The following is a 14,116-nucleotide window of genomic DNA, read 5'->3' on the forward strand; positions in this document are numbered from 1 at the left end:
CTTATAGGCGCGAGGAGGTATCGTACGGTTGGTCGAGGTGATACTTGCCAATGGTGGCGGCTGTTTTGTCGAGGTTTTCATGCAAGGTCTGCACACGCAGGTCGCGTAGCGCCCGGGCCAGGGGTGCGTCGGCGGAAAACGCACTGGAGCCTGCGATCTGCGCGGCCTTATCCATGACCACCACCGCGGCGCTCATGGCTTGATGCTTGGCGTTCATCGAAAACAACTCGGCCTGGGGGTAGTGTTGCTTGCGCCATAGGCCGACGGCGCGGTAGATCATCCAGCGCGCGCTGTCGATGGCGATGCGGATTTCCCCCAGGCGTAGTTGGCTGTAGCTGTCATGGGCCGTACCGCGCTTGGGCAGGTAATCCACCAGCAAGTCGAAGATGCCCTCGCAAGCGCCGAGGTACTGCGCGGCAAAGCTTAAATGCGACTTGGTCTGCCAATGATCCCGGGGAAACTGCCCGGGTGAGCCGAGCACATTGGCGTGGCTGACGAATACATCGTCCAATTGAATGTCAGGGCTGTGCGCCGCCCGCATGCCCATGGGGTTCCAGCTATCGGGGCGCACGATCAGGCCCGCGGCGCCCCGCGGGATCATCAGGCCAAGGTGCCCTTCGGGGGCGGGAATGCCTTCTATCACGGCGTAGAGAATGTTGTGGCTGACCTCGGCGGCGAGGGTGGCGTAGTTCTTCACGCCGCTGACCCGATAGCCACCCTCGACCGGCCGTGCCACCGTGGTCAGCCCATAGAGGCCGCGGGCTGTGCGGCCGGGCTCGCTGCCGGTGGCGTTGAGCAGCTCACCTTCTTGCAGCACAGGCTGCAGGATTCGCTCGCGCTGCTCATCGGTACCGATCTGGTCGACCATGTGGGCGGCGTTGTAATGAATGTGAATGCATTGGGCGGTCGAGAGGCAGTAGCGTGCCGTTTGCTCCACCACCAGCAATGACACCAACGGGTCTTCACCCAAGGCGCCACCACCGCCACCGCCGGCCGATTTGCGGATGCTAAGCCCCAGCAGGCCGGCGTCGAACAGGTCACGCAGGTTATCGACCGGGGTGCGGTTGGCCTGCTCGTGCTGGGCTGCCCGCGGGAAAAAGCGCGCGCGGCCCAGTTCGCCGACAAGGTTGTAGACCCGCTCGTGGGCCGGTTCGTAGTCGAAGTTCATGGTCGGTTCTGGCTCTCGGGTCAGGCGGCGTAGCCGGGATCGTCCCGGTCGATTTTGCGACGAAACGCATTCCACTCAGTGGTTGCGCCGGGCGACCAACTGTCACTGGAATAGAGTTTCTGGCCGAAGGCGGCGGCCTGTTCCACCCATTGGGGCTCTACGCTCTTGAGCGCCGCGCCGCTGGATTGCGCGGCGATCTGGATCTGGCAGGCGCGCTCGACCCGGACGATGAACGAGAACGCCTCGCCGAGGGTGCGCCCTGCGGCCAGGGTGCCGTGGTTGTTGAGGAACAGAATGCTTTGTTCGCCCAGGGCGCTCGCCATGCGCGCGCACTCCTCGCGGTCCAGCTTGACGCCGGTGTAGGGGTAATAACGTACGCGGCCACGGATGATCATCGCGTTCTGCGAGATCGGCAGCAGCCCGCCTTCCTGGGCAGCCACTGCCACCCCGGCGACCGAATGCAGGTGCAGGATGGCCTGAACGTCTGGGCGTTGGGCATAGATGCCACCGTGTATCACATCGGCGGCGGGGTTAACGGTGAAGCCGTTGTCATCCACCACGTTGCCGTTGAGGTCGATCTTCACCAGTGAGGATGCGGTGATTTCCTCGAACAGCAAACCGTAGGGGTTGACCAGAAACTGGTCGGTGGTGCCCGGTACCCGGGCGGAAAAGTGTGTGCCCAGCAGGTCGTGCCAGCCGAAGCGGGCGCCGAGCCGGTAGGCCGCGGCGAGGTCGAGCCGGGCTTGCCATTCGGCTTCGCCGATGTGGGCAGGGGCAGGATGGTGCCGAAGCAAGCCGGCGTTGCAAGGTATCGCAGTCATTGGAAAGGTCTCCGCTTGGTGTTATTCGAGGGTGGCGCCGGTTTCATCCACTACCTGTGCCCAGCGCTGGTTTTCCGAGCTGATCAACTGGGCGAAGCGCTCCGGGGTACCCCCAAGGGTGTCGACACCGGCGTCCTTGAGCTTGGCCACCACCTCAGGGCGAGCCAGGCTGCGGGTAATTGCCTGGTTCAGCGTTTGCACGATCGCCGCGGGTGTGCCTGCCGGGGCCAGCACGCCATGCCAGGAACGGGCGCTGATGCCCTTCAGCCCCGCCTGTTCGAAGGTCGGAACCTCCGGCAGCAGATCTGACCGGTCAGACACCGCCAGTGCCCGTACACGTTTGGATTTGATGTATTCGTAGGACGAGGACAAGTTGTCGATGGTGAAGTCGGTTTGGCCGCCCAGCAGGTCGACCAGCATGGGGCCGGCGCCTTTGTAGTTGACCGTCAGCCATTTCAGCTTGGCTTGATACTGGATCTGCTCGGACAACAGGTGCGGCAGCGAGCCATAGCCGCCGAGGCCAAAGTTGAGGGTGCCTGGGTGTTGGCGCGCGTAATCCAGAAGCTGCGCCACCGAGTTGACCGGCAGGCTGTCCTTAACCTCCAGTACATACGGGCCGCCGCCCACCACGGCAATCGGCGCGAAAGACTTCTGCGGGTCGTAGGGCATGTCTTTCATCATGTGCACGGTGACCGCGAGCATCGCCGAGTTACCCAGCAACAAGGTATAGCCATCGGCCTTGGCGTTGGCCACCAAGGTGTGGCCCAGCAAGCCATTGGCGCCCGAGCGGTTCTCCACCACGACCGGTTGCGCCAGTTCGCGGCTCAGTTCGGTGGCAACGATGCGGGCCACGATGTCGGTCTGGCCACCCGGCGGGTACGGCGCCACCAGTTTGATCGGGTGGTCAGGGTAGTTGCCGGCGTGTGCGCTATACAGGCTCAGGGCCGTGGGTAAAAAGAATGCCGCGGCCAACCAGCGGCTCGCTCGGCGACGAGGAATAGGCATGACGAAATAGTTCCTGACTTGAAAGCAAAGTAGTAATGGGGAGCCGAGTATAGGGGGAAGAAAAAGTGCTTGGGTTAGTACGTTTTGATATGAGCTTAGCGTGTTGAAAGTGCGGGTTTTGGCATTTTTAAAGTTTGGTTGTTACTCTTATTTGAACTATGGAAGTGCGGCACTTCGGTCCTATGCTGCGGCCTCTTTACAGCGCGCGAAGGGGCGTACAAATGACCGGCAACACGGTATGGATCAAACGGCTTGCTCTAGCGTTGGGCGCGGGGCTTTTAACGGTGGCTATCGGGGCGCAGGCGGCTTGGCCGGACAAGCCGATCAAGATCATTGCGACCTATCAGCCCGGCGGCACCAACGACATCATGGCGCGGCTGGCTGCTGACATCTGGAGCAAGGCTTTGCAGGTGCCGGTATTGGTAGAGAATCACCCTGGCAGCAGTGGCAACCTGGGTACCGAGCTGGTCGCCAAGGCCAAGCCCGATGGTTATACCTTGCTGGCCGGCACGTTTGGCCCGATCACCACCAGCCCTACGCTGTACCCGAACCTGCCTTACGATCCCGCCAAAGACTTCGCGCCTGTGGGCATCCTCGCTTCGGTGCCCAATGTGATCTTCGTGCATCCCAGCCTGCCGGTCAGCAACCTGGCGGAGCTGGTGACGTTGGCCAAAACCCGGCCGGAGCCGCTGAAATTCGGCATTGTTTACGGCGGTACGCCGCAATTTCTGGTGGCGCAGTTGCGCAAGACCACCGGGATCGAGTTGCTGGAAATCCCCTACAAGGGCGGCACCTCGGCATTGAATGATTTGATCGGTAACCACCTGGACTTGTACATCGACAACCTGCCGGCGGTGCTGCCGCAGATTCGCGGCGGCACGGTGAAAGTCTTGGCGGTTGCCAGCCAGGCGCGCTCGCCGCAGTTGCCGGATGTACCCACCACCGCCGAGGCCGGCTTCCCGGATGTCGAGGTGTCGGCCTGGCACGGCATTCTGGCCCCGGCGGGTACGCCGCCGGCGGTGGTCGAGCGGCTGAACCAGACGCTGGTCCAGGCGCTGCATACCCCCGAGGTGCGCGCGCGTATCGAGCAGCAAGGCGGCACTGTGGTGGCCGATACGCCTGAGCAGTTCCAGGGGTTCATCCTCAGTGAAATTGCCCGCTGGAGGCAGGTGATTCTTGATAACCACATCACCGCCAGCAATTGACCGGAGCCCGACGATGACATTGTTGAGCCGTACCAATTTTTTCGCCGGCCTGTTCTTTATCGCTATAGGCCTCAGCGCGCTTTATATCGGGCAGGTGTATCCGATGGGGAGCGCGGCGCGTATGGGCCCCGGCTATTTCCCGGCGTTGCTCGCGTTTTTGCTGGTAGGCCTGGGCTTGGCCATTGCTGTGCGCGCCTGCCGCCGTGAAGGGCCGCCGCCGCGCACCTTCAAGCCCTGGCCGTTGCTGATCGTCAGCCTGAGCGTGGCGTTGTTCGCGCTGCTGGTCGATCGCGCCGGCATTGCCGTGGCCACCGCCGTGCTGGTGGTCGGCGCACGGTTGGCCGCGCCTGGGCGCGACTGGCGGGAAATCTTCGCCCTGGCGGTAGCCCTGAGTGGCGCCGCGGTGGGTATTTTTGGTTACGGGCTAGGGATTGCGTTTCCGCTCTGGCCTCTGTGAAGCAGGTATTACGCCATGGAACTCATTGATCACCTGGCGCTAGGGTTTAGCGTCATGTTTACCTTCAACAATTTGTTGTACTGCCTGTTCGGGGCGCTGCTGGGCACGCTGGTGGGCATCCTGCCTGGCCTGGGGCCGGCGGCGACCATCGCGATGTTGCTGCCCACCACCTACACGCTGGGGCCACAGGCGTCGTTGATCATGCTGGCGGGCATTTACTACGGCGCCCAGTACGGCGGTTCGACCACGGCGATCATGGTCAACCTGCCAGGTGAGTCATCGTCGGTCATCACCTGCCTGGACGGTCATCAAATGGCCTTGCAGGGGCGCGCGGGGCAAGCGTTGGCCACCGCGGCGCTGGGGTCGTTCTTCGCCGGTTGCTTCGCCACCGTGGTCATCGCCGGTTTTGCTCCGCTGCTGTCGACCGCGGCGCTCAGCTTCGGCCCCGCCGAATACTTTTCGCTGATCCTGCTGGGGTTGGTGGCCGCGGTCATTCTCGCCAGCGGCGATGTGCTCAAGGCGGTGGCGATGATTACCCTGGGCTTATTGCTCGGCTGCGTTGGCGCGGACCTTAACAGCAACACCCAGCGCTTCACCTTTGGCCTGGATGAGCTCAGCGATGGGCTGGATTTCGTCGCGGTGGCCATGGGCGTGTTCGGTATCAGCGAAATCCTTACCAACCTGCAGCAACCTGGCGGGGCCCGCAGCGTCGACCGTGGCAGCGTCACACGGCTGTGGCTGTCTCGCCGCGAGTTCAAGCAAATCTCTTGGCCCACTTTGCGCGGAACCTTGCTCGGCTCGCTGTTGGGCATTCTGCCAGGGGGCGGGGCGCTGCTGGGTTCGTTCGCGGCGTACTCGATCGAGAAGAAGTTGGCGCGCCAGCCGGAGCGTTTTGGCAAGGGCGCGATCGAGGGGGTAGCTGCTCCAGAGTCTGCCAATAACGCGGGTGCGCAAACCTCGTTCATTCCGCTGTTGACCCTGGGTATCCCTTCAAATGCCGTCATGGCGCTGATGGTCGGGGCGCTGATGGTGCAAGGGATCTCACCCAGGCCGCAGTTGATCTCTGAGCAGCCGGCGTTGTTCTGGGGCGTGATCGCGAGCATGTGGGTGGGCAACGCCATGTTGATTGTTCTGAACCTGCCGCTGATCGGTATATGGATACGCTTGCTGTCGGCACCTTACCGGTTGCTCTATCCAGCGATCTTGTTGATCTGCTGCATTGGTGCCTACAGCTTGCAGAACAACCCTTTCGCCATCTGGGTGACGGTGGTGTTCGGTGTGCTGGGGTACGTCATGTACCTGCTGGACTGTGAACCCACCCCATTGATGCTGGGGTTTATCCTTGGCCCGTTGCTGGAGGAGTACTTTCGCCGCAGCATGCTCATCGCCCGCGGTAACCCGTTGGAGGTGGTGCACCATCCGATTGCGCTGGTGTTCCTCGCCATTTGCCTAGGGTTGCTGCTGATGATCTTGCTGCCTAAGTTTCGCCGGGTGCGGGTGGAGGCGTTTCAGGAAGAGTAGGCGCGCGTGGCGGGGTGCGCCGGGCGCGCAAGGCCCAGGTGTTCGCGCAGGGTAGTGCCGCTGTAATGGCGGCGAAACACCCCGCGCGCCTGCAAAATCGGCACCACCAGCTCGGTGAAGGCTTCGAAGCCCCCGGGCAGGTAAGGCGCCATGATGTTGAAGCCATCGGCCGCGCCGGCTTCGAACCAGTGCTGCAGGCCATCGGCGACCTGCTCGGGTGAGCCGACCAGCACCCGGTGGCCGAATGCGTTGGCAACCAACTGGTAGAGCTGGCGAATGCTCAGGTTCTCCCGGTGGGCTTTTTCTACCAGCAAGCGCTGGCGGCTCTGATGGCCCTGGGTCAGGGCCAATGGCGGTAGTGGGCCATCGAGCGGCAAGCCCTCCAGGTTTAGGCCGATCATGGCCTGCAGTTGCGCCAGGCCAATGGCGGGGTCTACCAGCGCGTCCAGTTCGGCGGCTAGCGCTTGGGCCTGGGCCTGGCTAGGGGCTACGATCACCATCACCCCCGGCATCACCTTGATGCTATCGGGGTTGCGCCCGGCCTCTGCGGCCTGAGCGCGCAGGCCCTGGCGAAACGCAATGGCATGCTCAAGCGTATCGGCGGCGCTGAACACCACGTCAGCGGTTTGCGCGGCCAGGCGCTGGCCATCCTCCGAGGCGCCGGCTTGGAATAGCACCGGGTGCCCTTGGGGCGGGCGCTCAACATTGAGCGGGCCGCGTACCGAAAAGTGTTCGCCCTTGTGTTGGAGTACGTGCAGGCGGTCGGTCTCGACGTAAATGCCCTCGGCTTTGTCGCGCACGAACGCGTCATCCTCCCAGCTGTCCCACAGGCCCTTGACCACGTCGACGAACTCCCGGGCGCGCGCGTAACGCAGCCCATGGGCGAGATGCTGATCGCGATTGAAGTTCAGCGCTTCGCTGTCGGTGAACGAAGTGACGGCGTTCCAGCCGCTGCGGCCCGCGCTGAGATGATCCAGCGAGGCGAACTTGCGGGCCACATGGTAAGGCTCGTTGTAGGTGGTCGAGGCTGTGGCCACCAGGCCCAGGCGGCGGGTCCCGACGGCCAGTGCCGAGAGTAGAGTCAGGGGTTCCAACTGGGCAATGTGGTGCGAACGGCGGAGCGTCTGGCGATCGCCACGGTCCCGGATGGCCACCGAGTCGGCGAGGAACAACAAATCAAAACACGCCGCTTCAGCGTGACGGGCAATGTGCTGATAGAAAGCCAGGTCATGGCCGCCATCGGCGCGGGCCCGGGGGTGGCGCCAACCGCCTACATGGTTGCCTGTCGCCATGACCACCGCGCCCAGATGCATCTGTCTATTCATTTTGGCTTTGCTCTATTTGATGTCCCGAGGGGGCAGAGCCGCGGATTGTTTCATGCTTGAATAACAGAAGGTTCCATTGTTTGTTTATAAAGTTATAGCGACTTGGGCGGCATTTTTTGCACGTTACGAAGTGCTATGGATAGTGGAAAATGGTATTTATCGAACAGCCTGCGGCCTGGCTATGTTGGGACTTCCACACACTCTTTGAAGAGGATGCCAATGTGAGCCTCGCCGCCCCGAAAACATCGCTTGTGGTCGCCCCGAACGTGCCGGTTTTCGACCTTCCCATCCATGTGGCGTTAGAGCATGGGCTATTCGCCAAGCGCGGCCTGGAGGTGACCTTCAGCGAAACCTACTCTCAGGCGGGTTACTCGAACCCGGATGCGTTCAAGCGACAAAAGGAATCGCTGTACGAGCGGCGCCAGGCCGATGCTTACAACCTGTGCGAATGGGCCGGCCTGGACCGCTCCGAGCGCAGTGGCCGCGGCAGCCAGGTACAGGCGCTGCGCCCGGCGGTGGTCGCGCAGGTGATTCTCAGCTTCGATCCGGCAATTCAGGAATTGCGTGACTTGGCGGGCGTCGCGGTAGGGATCAACCAGTTCACCGGCTCGCATTACACCACCTTGCAGTTTCTCGATGGTGCGTTGGCCCGCGAGGATATTGTGCTGTCGCACGTGGGCGAGCCGCTGCTGCGCTATGAAGCGCTCAAGCGCGGAGAGTTGCGCGCCGCCGCGCTGATGGAACCCTACGTGAGCCTCGCGCTCAAGGAGGGGGCTCATATCATCGGCGTCAACTTCTATCGGGGTGCTGAGGTCGTTGCGCCGGACCTGCCCGCCACGTTGCGCAATGCCTACCTGGAGGCGATCAACGAAGCCGCGGACTTGATCAACGCCGACTTCGATCGCTACAAGCATTACATTGTCGAGCCGATCAAAGACCGCCTTGCTGTTCATGAGCTGGCCCGCACGTTCGTGCGCTACGCCCACAGCCGGCCGATGGACGAGGCCCGCTTCGCTTACACCTACGAGTGGATGCGCGGTTGGCAGCTCACTCCCGGGGCCAGCGAGTTTTCCTCACTCGTCGTGGCCTGAAGAGCAAGGGCCGCTTATGCAAGCACTGCAAATCGCTAGCCAGTTGGAAAGCGACTTCAACGATGCGCTGGAGCGGCGCGTGGGCGTGCCAGTGTTGCGCCTGCTGCCGGGTGCGCTGGAGATACCGGACTCGGTGCGGATCCTGATCGCCGCGCCACTGGCGCCTGAGCGCGAACACGCCTTACGTACTCCAGCTCCCGCCCACTGGCCGTTAGGGCTGAAGTGGGTGCAATTGGTATCGTCAGGGATCGACATCTTTCCTGATTGGTTTTTCCAGGGCGTGCGTGTCAGTACCGCGCGAGGCGTCGCGGCGCAATCGATCTCCGAGTACGCCCTGGCTGCCATATTGCGCCAGACCTTTCAGTTGGATAGCCTTTGGGTCAACGCGCCGGAGCAATGGCGCACGCGCCGGCATACGCTGGTTCACGGCAGTACGGTCGGGCTGGTGGGCTTCGGTGCGATCAACCAGTTGCTCGCCGGCAAGCTGCTCGCTCTGGGCGCCCGCGTGGTGACCGTACGTGGCAGCCAAACAGCGCCGGCAGTCGAGGGAGTGGAGCGGCTGCAGGCCATCGAGCAATTGATGGCCGTGAGCGACCACGTGGTGCTGGCTGCCCCTTCTACCCAGAGTACGAAGGGCATTATCGGCGCTCAGGCCTGGGCCGCGGCCAAGCCAGGCTTGCACCTGGTCAACGTGGGGCGTGGTGACCTTATCGATGAAGCAGCGCTGTTGGCCGCCCTGGATTCGGGCAAGGCCAGTTACGCTACGCTAGACACCACCACGGTCGAGCCACCACCGCCTGGCCATCCGTTCTACCAGCATCCGCGTGTGGCGTTGTCGCCACATACCAGTGCTATCTGCTGGGAAAGCCGCGCGGCGTTGCTGGAGAAGTTCGTCGACAATCTTGGGCGCTTCACCGCGGGGTTGCCGTTGCTTGACGAGGTACAGCGGGGGAGCAGCTGCGCGTAGCGCGTACCGGCGTGGCGATTCGCCGCGAGCGGACCATGCGCGCCGATTTGAGCCCTCCCGAGGTGGCCCGCTCAAATTCGTAGGGCCTGTTACAGCGTAACGGGTATTGACCGTATGCTACGGCAATCAACCATCTCCTTCGCCCAGGACACCGTCTCGATGGCGCCACGAACGCTACCCCCAACCGCCTGCCTTCGCGCCTTCGAAGTGGCCACCCGGCACGCGACATTCACCTCGGCGGCCGAGGAACTGAGCGTTACTCAAAGCGCCGTCAGCCACCAAATTCGGCACCTAGAAGCCATCTGGGACGTCACCCTGTTCGAGCGCGGCAACTCGTTGCGCCTGACCGCCTCGGGCGCGGCACTCGCGCCGTTGGTGCGGGAGTTTTTCGTGAAGCTCGATGCAACGCTGGGCTCGCTGCATGAGCGGCAAGGGCGCGTGCCGCTGAAGGTCAGCACCACCTATTCATTCTCGCTGAAGTGGTTGCTGCCCAGGCTACCGACCTTGGCGGCCCAGCACCCGGATCTACTCGTGACGCTCGACCCTTCCGACAAGGTCATCCATTTCACCCGGGATGACCCGGAGGTTGCGATACGCCTGGGCACGGGCCACTACCCGTCGCTGTATTCGGAGTTTCTGTTTCGCGAAACGATCTTCCCGGTGGCAAGCCCGGCTCTGCTCGAGCGCTTCGGCCATCCTCGCACCCCGGCCGAACTGCTTCGGTACCCCTTGCTAACCCGGGACGGCTCGGACCTGGTGCCCAAGTGGGAGCGCTGGTTTCAACATGTCGGGGTGCAGGTCAGCGCCTTGAAAGAAAGTGTGCGCTTCGCCGACACCAACATGACCATCGAGGCCGCGTTGTTGGGCCAGGGCGTTGCCATGGCGCGCAGCGGCCACGTTGAGCGAGAGCTTAGCGAGGGGCAATTGGTGAGGCTTTTCGATGTGCCATTCGTATCACCCATTGGCTATTACTTTGTTTGCCCGCAGGGAGTGGAAACCAAACCACACATCCAAACTTTCAGGGCCTGGCTGCGCAACGAAGCGGTGTCAGCCGCGCAACGTTATGGCTGAGGCATGAGGGTTTGCTCATGCGGCGATGAAGATTCTTCGCCCCGTGATTGAAGCTGCCCGCCTACCATGGGGGCATGCCTGATCGAATCGTTTTGCTCGTGCTGTTTGCCGCCCTGCTGCACGCCAGCTGGAATGCGCTGCTTCGCGGCGGCCAGGACAAACTCTGGTCGATGACCATGATGTGTGTCGCGGTGGCAGGGTGCAGCACCATTGCTGCCTGTGCACTGCCAATACCCGCCCCTGAAAGCTGGCCGTACGCCGCGCTGTCTGCCGTGTTGCATGTGGGCTACAACCTGTTTCTGGTGCGCAGCTACGAAGCCGGTGACCTCGGCCGAACCTACCCCATCGCCAGGGGCAGCTCTCCCATTCTGATTACCGTGGGCGCGGCGATATTTGCCGGCGAAGCGCTGTCGTGGCAGGTGGCTACCGGTGTATTGCTGATCTCTTTCGGGATCGTCTGCCTAGCCCTCGGGCGCCATCGCCTTTCCCCTGCGGGTTTTCGTTCAGCATTAGGCACCGGCGGCTTTATCGCGGCCTACAGCGTGACCGATGGTCTAGGGGTTCGGCTGGCGGCGCAACCGATGGCCTATACCGCATGGATGTGCGCGATGTGGGGCGTGCTGATGCCCCTGGTATATATGAGCAGGCGAGGGGCCTTGAGCCTGATTGCTTCCAGGCCAGGTAGGGGCACCGCATTACTGGGCGGCGTTGTGTCGCTGGTGGCCTACGGCTTGGTGATCTATGCAATGCAGGCCGCGCCCATGGGGGCCGTTTCGGCGCTTAGGGAAACCAGCGTGCTGTTTGCCGCGCTGCTTGGCCACGTGTTTCTGGGCGAACCCCTGTCGATCCAAAAATGCGCCGCGTGCGTGGTGATCACGGCCGGGATATTCATGGTGGGTTAGGAGGCTAGGATGAGTACTGAGCGAGAACACCCGGTAATCGTGATCACCGGTGGAAGCCGGGGTATTGGCGCGGCGACTGCGCGGTTGGCCGCCACGAAAGGGTATGACGTTGTCATCAGTTATTTAAACAATGAGGCTGCCGCCCAGCAGGCCGTGGCCGACGTCACGGGGCTGGGCCACCGGGCGCTGGCTGTTCGGGCTGACAGTAGCGAGCCAGAGGCCGTTTTGAAGTTGTTCAAGGCTATCGACAACACGTTCGGGCGTGTGGACGTGCTGGTCAACAATGCCGCGATCATAGGCCCTCAGTCGCGCCTCGAAGACATCGAATTCGCACGCTTGCAGCGCATGTTCGCGGTAAACACCCTCGGCCCTTTGCTCTGTGCCCAACAAGCAGTCAAGCGCATGGCCCATCGCTACGGCGGCACAGGCGGGGCGATTGTCAACATCTCATCAGCATCCGCCCGGCTGGGTAGCCCCAACGAGTACGTTGATTACGCGGCTTCAAAAGGCGCATTGGAAACCTTCACCACAGGCCTGGCAAAGGAAATGGCCCGGGAAGGTGTGCGGGTCAATTGTGTACGCGCGGGCCACATTTACACCGATATGCACGCCAGCGGTGGGCGGCCAGACAGGGTCGAGCAAATGAAAGCGTCGATTCCAATGGGGCGTGGTGGCCAGCCCGACGAGGTCGCTGAAGCCGTGCTCTGGCTGGCGAGCGCCGCGGCATCATTCGTCACGGGGACGTTCCTTGATGTCACGGGCGGAAAATAATGAATGTGCCAATACATTAGGCCACCCACCCGTTCACCGGAATGTACAGGCCTGCGCACGCTGGGCATCAGTCTTGTAGTGCTTCTGCTCCGGGGCTTATGGCAAGCCTGAAGTCATTGCCCCGCGGTGTCTTCCTGGACTCCTTCAATCTTTAAAAGCTGCAAGAGGATTTCCCGAGCCTGGGCCTCTGAAGTGCGCTTCAGTTCCAGGGTGATGCTATCGGTATCATCCGCCTCGCCCTTTTCAACGATGAACTGTTTAACCTTACTGGCGCGATTGCCCAGCACCTCGTTTACCGTACTGAGCGTCACCGCCCGGCTCGGCGCAAGCAGTTTAAGCACGTGCACCTGTACCCGATTGCGATAGATGCGCTCCATCGGCTTGATGGCGACCAATATGATCAAGATGATCACCGTGGCGGCAGTGCCAACTACGTAAAGGCCACCCCCGACCGCCAGGCCGATAGCAGCGACCGTCCACAAACTGGCCGCGGTGGTCAGGCCCTTGATCACCTCTCCACGCAGCAGGATGGAGCCGGCGCCGAGAAAACCAATACCGGAAACAACCTGCGCGGCCACACGCGAGGGATCAAGTTCGGTGTGTGGCATGGCCAGTGCGTCCTGGAAGCCGAAAGCTGAAACAATCATCAACAAACAGGAGCCTACGCACACCAACATATGCGTTCGCAGGCCCGCCGCCCAGAGCAGGCGTTCGCGCTCGAAGCCGATCAAACTACCCAGCGAAGCCGCCAGCATCAGCCGTATGCACATTTCCAAATTCGTTAGCATGGGTTCCTCGTTTGGTGGAAGCACATCCATTCGGCAAGCGGACTGCTATGAGTCATTGCACCTGGCAAGGCGGGCACCAACCTCCGAACTGAGGCTTCCAACGGCAAACCGTGCTAGCTCGTTGATGGCGCCTCCAGCCACTGACGCAGGAAGGCATTCAGGAGGGCTATTGCACTGTCCTTGACGGGCTTCTTCTTCAGTTGGTCGGCATCGAACCAACGGCAGTCTTCAATTTCATTGTTCGCCTGGGCGTTGGTTCCAGGAGTCACCTCGGTAGTGAACACCAGGTGCCGTGTATCGCCGATGTCCAGCGTTCCCGCCGTATTCAAAGCGGTCAGGCGCAGCTTGGTTTCTTCCCGTAGCTCTCGCAACGCAGCAGCCATGGGATGCTCATTTTTTTCGACGGTTCCACCCGGGAGGTTCCACTTACCTCCCTTCTTGCGTACAAGCAGCACGCGGCCCTCCTGTATGCACAGAATGGTCGCTCGTGGTCTGGGCGGGGATTGAGGCTTTTCTCTCATACGGCTTCAGTCTAGTGGCTTACTGAGTCCATTCCTGGGATAGGTTCGACATTCTGACCTGCGCAGCGCCTGCGTTTACGAGCGCGAATCATGCTCTGGACTGACGGCACCATGCGGCCAGTAGCAAGCCGAAATGAACGGCCTTGAGCGCAAGGCTGTCACATTACTGTCATATAAAGCCATAAGGAATACTGCGATGAAGACATTAATTACTGGCATTGCCCTCTCTACCGCCCTGTTTGCCACGGCGGCATGGGCTGATCAGCCGGGTGCAGATTGGAAGGTCAGCAAGGAACAAGCGGAGGTGGTCCTCAAGGCCGCGGGATACACCCAGGTGACCAAGATCGAGGCGGATGACGGGCACTGGGAGGGAGAGGGCACCAAGGCGGACGGCATGAAATACGAGTTCCACGTCGATCCGCACACCGGCAAGATCACCAAGGACAAAATGGATCATTAACCAGGCGGGGGGCTTGACGGCCCCCGATGCTTTCCAAATGCAT

General features: G+C 61.9%; 15 protein-coding genes. 9 read left to right on the forward strand and 6 right to left on the reverse strand.

What is annotated here, in order from left to right:
- Window position 1 precedes the first annotated feature (1 nt).
- From ACFZCE_RS17085 to ACFZCE_RS17095, 3 genes are read right to left on the reverse strand one after another with little or no spacing between them, the layout of a single operon-like run.
- Window positions 2-1,168 carry an acyl-CoA dehydrogenase family protein gene (locus ACFZCE_RS17085; RefSeq protein ID WP_390941065.1) on the reverse strand — a complete coding sequence of 389 codons (1,167 nt, stop codon included), beginning with the start codon at window positions 1,166-1,168 and terminating at the stop codon, window positions 2-4.
- A gap of 20 nt (window positions 1,169-1,188) precedes the next feature.
- A complete protein-coding gene (locus tag ACFZCE_RS17090; protein ID WP_390941066.1) occupies window positions 1,189-1,989 on the reverse strand; it encodes a class II aldolase/adducin family protein in 801 nt (266 codons plus the stop codon).
- Window positions 1,990-2,010: 21 nt separating this feature from the next.
- Window positions 2,011-2,994: a tripartite tricarboxylate transporter substrate-binding protein gene (locus ACFZCE_RS17095; protein WP_390941068.1), complete on the reverse strand. Its 984-nt coding sequence runs from the start codon at window positions 2,992-2,994 to the stop codon at window positions 2,011-2,013.
- 158 nt (window positions 2,995-3,152) lie between these two features.
- Between ACFZCE_RS17095 and ACFZCE_RS17100 the strand changes: the two genes are divergently transcribed.
- Genes ACFZCE_RS17100 through ACFZCE_RS17110 form a run of 3 tightly spaced genes read left to right on the forward strand, consistent with a single transcriptional unit; the run spans window position 3,153 to window position 6,177 of the window.
- The gene (locus tag ACFZCE_RS17100) at window positions 3,153-4,199 is read left to right on the forward strand and encodes a tripartite tricarboxylate transporter substrate-binding protein (RefSeq protein WP_390941069.1); all 1,047 of its coding nucleotides are present in this window, start codon (window positions 3,153-3,155) and stop codon (window positions 4,197-4,199) included.
- A gap of 13 nt (window positions 4,200-4,212) precedes the next feature.
- Window positions 4,213-4,656, forward strand: a complete 444-nt coding sequence (locus tag ACFZCE_RS17105) for a tripartite tricarboxylate transporter TctB family protein (protein ID WP_390941071.1) — start codon at window positions 4,213-4,215, stop codon at window positions 4,654-4,656.
- Between the two features lie 15 nt (window positions 4,657-4,671).
- Window positions 4,672-6,177: a tripartite tricarboxylate transporter permease gene (locus tag ACFZCE_RS17110; protein ID WP_390941073.1), complete on the forward strand. Its 1,506-nt coding sequence runs from the start codon at window positions 4,672-4,674 to the stop codon at window positions 6,175-6,177.
- On the opposite strand, the gene ACFZCE_RS17115 is transcribed toward ACFZCE_RS17110, so the two are convergent.
- Window positions 6,165-7,502, reverse strand: a complete 1,338-nt coding sequence (locus tag ACFZCE_RS17115; RefSeq protein WP_390941074.1) for an NtaA/DmoA family FMN-dependent monooxygenase — start codon at window positions 7,500-7,502, stop codon at window positions 6,165-6,167. The genes ACFZCE_RS17110 and ACFZCE_RS17115 overlap by 13 nt on opposite strands.
- Before the next feature lie 149 nt (window positions 7,503-7,651).
- On the opposite strand from ACFZCE_RS17115, the gene ACFZCE_RS17120 reads away from it, so the two are divergent.
- From ACFZCE_RS17120 to ACFZCE_RS17140, 5 genes are all read left to right on the forward strand, one after another.
- On the forward strand, window positions 7,652-8,593 hold the full coding sequence (locus ACFZCE_RS17120) for an ABC transporter substrate-binding protein (protein ID WP_390941075.1): 942 nt from the start codon (window positions 7,652-7,654) through the stop codon (window positions 8,591-8,593).
- Window positions 8,594-8,609: 16 nt separating this feature from the next.
- Entirely contained in the window at window positions 8,610-9,560 is a 951-nt protein-coding gene (locus ACFZCE_RS17125) for an NAD(P)-dependent oxidoreductase (protein WP_390941077.1), read from the forward strand.
- A 159-nt stretch (window positions 9,561-9,719) separates the two neighbouring features.
- Window positions 9,720-10,631, forward strand: coding sequence for a LysR substrate-binding domain-containing protein (locus ACFZCE_RS17130; RefSeq protein WP_390941079.1), 912 nt, complete (start codon window positions 9,720-9,722; stop codon window positions 10,629-10,631).
- Window positions 10,632-10,705: 74 nt separating this feature from the next.
- Entirely contained in the window at window positions 10,706-11,533 is an 828-nt protein-coding gene (locus ACFZCE_RS17135) for an EamA family transporter (protein WP_390941081.1), read from the forward strand.
- Window positions 11,534-11,542: 9 nt separating this feature from the next.
- Entirely contained in the window at window positions 11,543-12,304 is a 762-nt protein-coding gene (locus ACFZCE_RS17140; protein WP_390941083.1) for an SDR family oxidoreductase, read from the forward strand.
- Between the two features lie 113 nt (window positions 12,305-12,417).
- On the opposite strand, the gene ACFZCE_RS17145 is transcribed toward ACFZCE_RS17140, so the two are convergent.
- Both ACFZCE_RS17145 and ACFZCE_RS17150 read right to left on the reverse strand, forming a co-directional pair.
- Entirely contained in the window at window positions 12,418-13,092 is a 675-nt protein-coding gene (locus tag ACFZCE_RS17145; protein WP_390941084.1) for an MgtC/SapB family protein, read from the reverse strand.
- Window positions 13,093-13,205: 113 nt separating this feature from the next.
- Window positions 13,206-13,613 (reverse strand): NUDIX domain-containing protein, encoded by a 408-nt coding sequence (locus ACFZCE_RS17150; RefSeq protein ID WP_390941086.1) that lies wholly within the window; start codon window positions 13,611-13,613, stop codon window positions 13,206-13,208.
- A gap of 196 nt (window positions 13,614-13,809) precedes the next feature.
- Here ACFZCE_RS17150 and ACFZCE_RS17155 point away from each other — a divergent pair, with 196 nt between their 5' ends.
- Window positions 13,810-14,073, forward strand: coding sequence for a PepSY domain-containing protein (locus ACFZCE_RS17155; protein WP_390941088.1), 264 nt, complete (start codon window positions 13,810-13,812; stop codon window positions 14,071-14,073).
- Window positions 14,074-14,116 lie beyond the last annotated feature (43 nt).

Source organism: Pseudomonas sp. NPDC007930 (assembly GCF_042958985.1).
Classification (GTDB): domain Bacteria; phylum Pseudomonadota; class Gammaproteobacteria; order Pseudomonadales; family Pseudomonadaceae; genus Aquipseudomonas.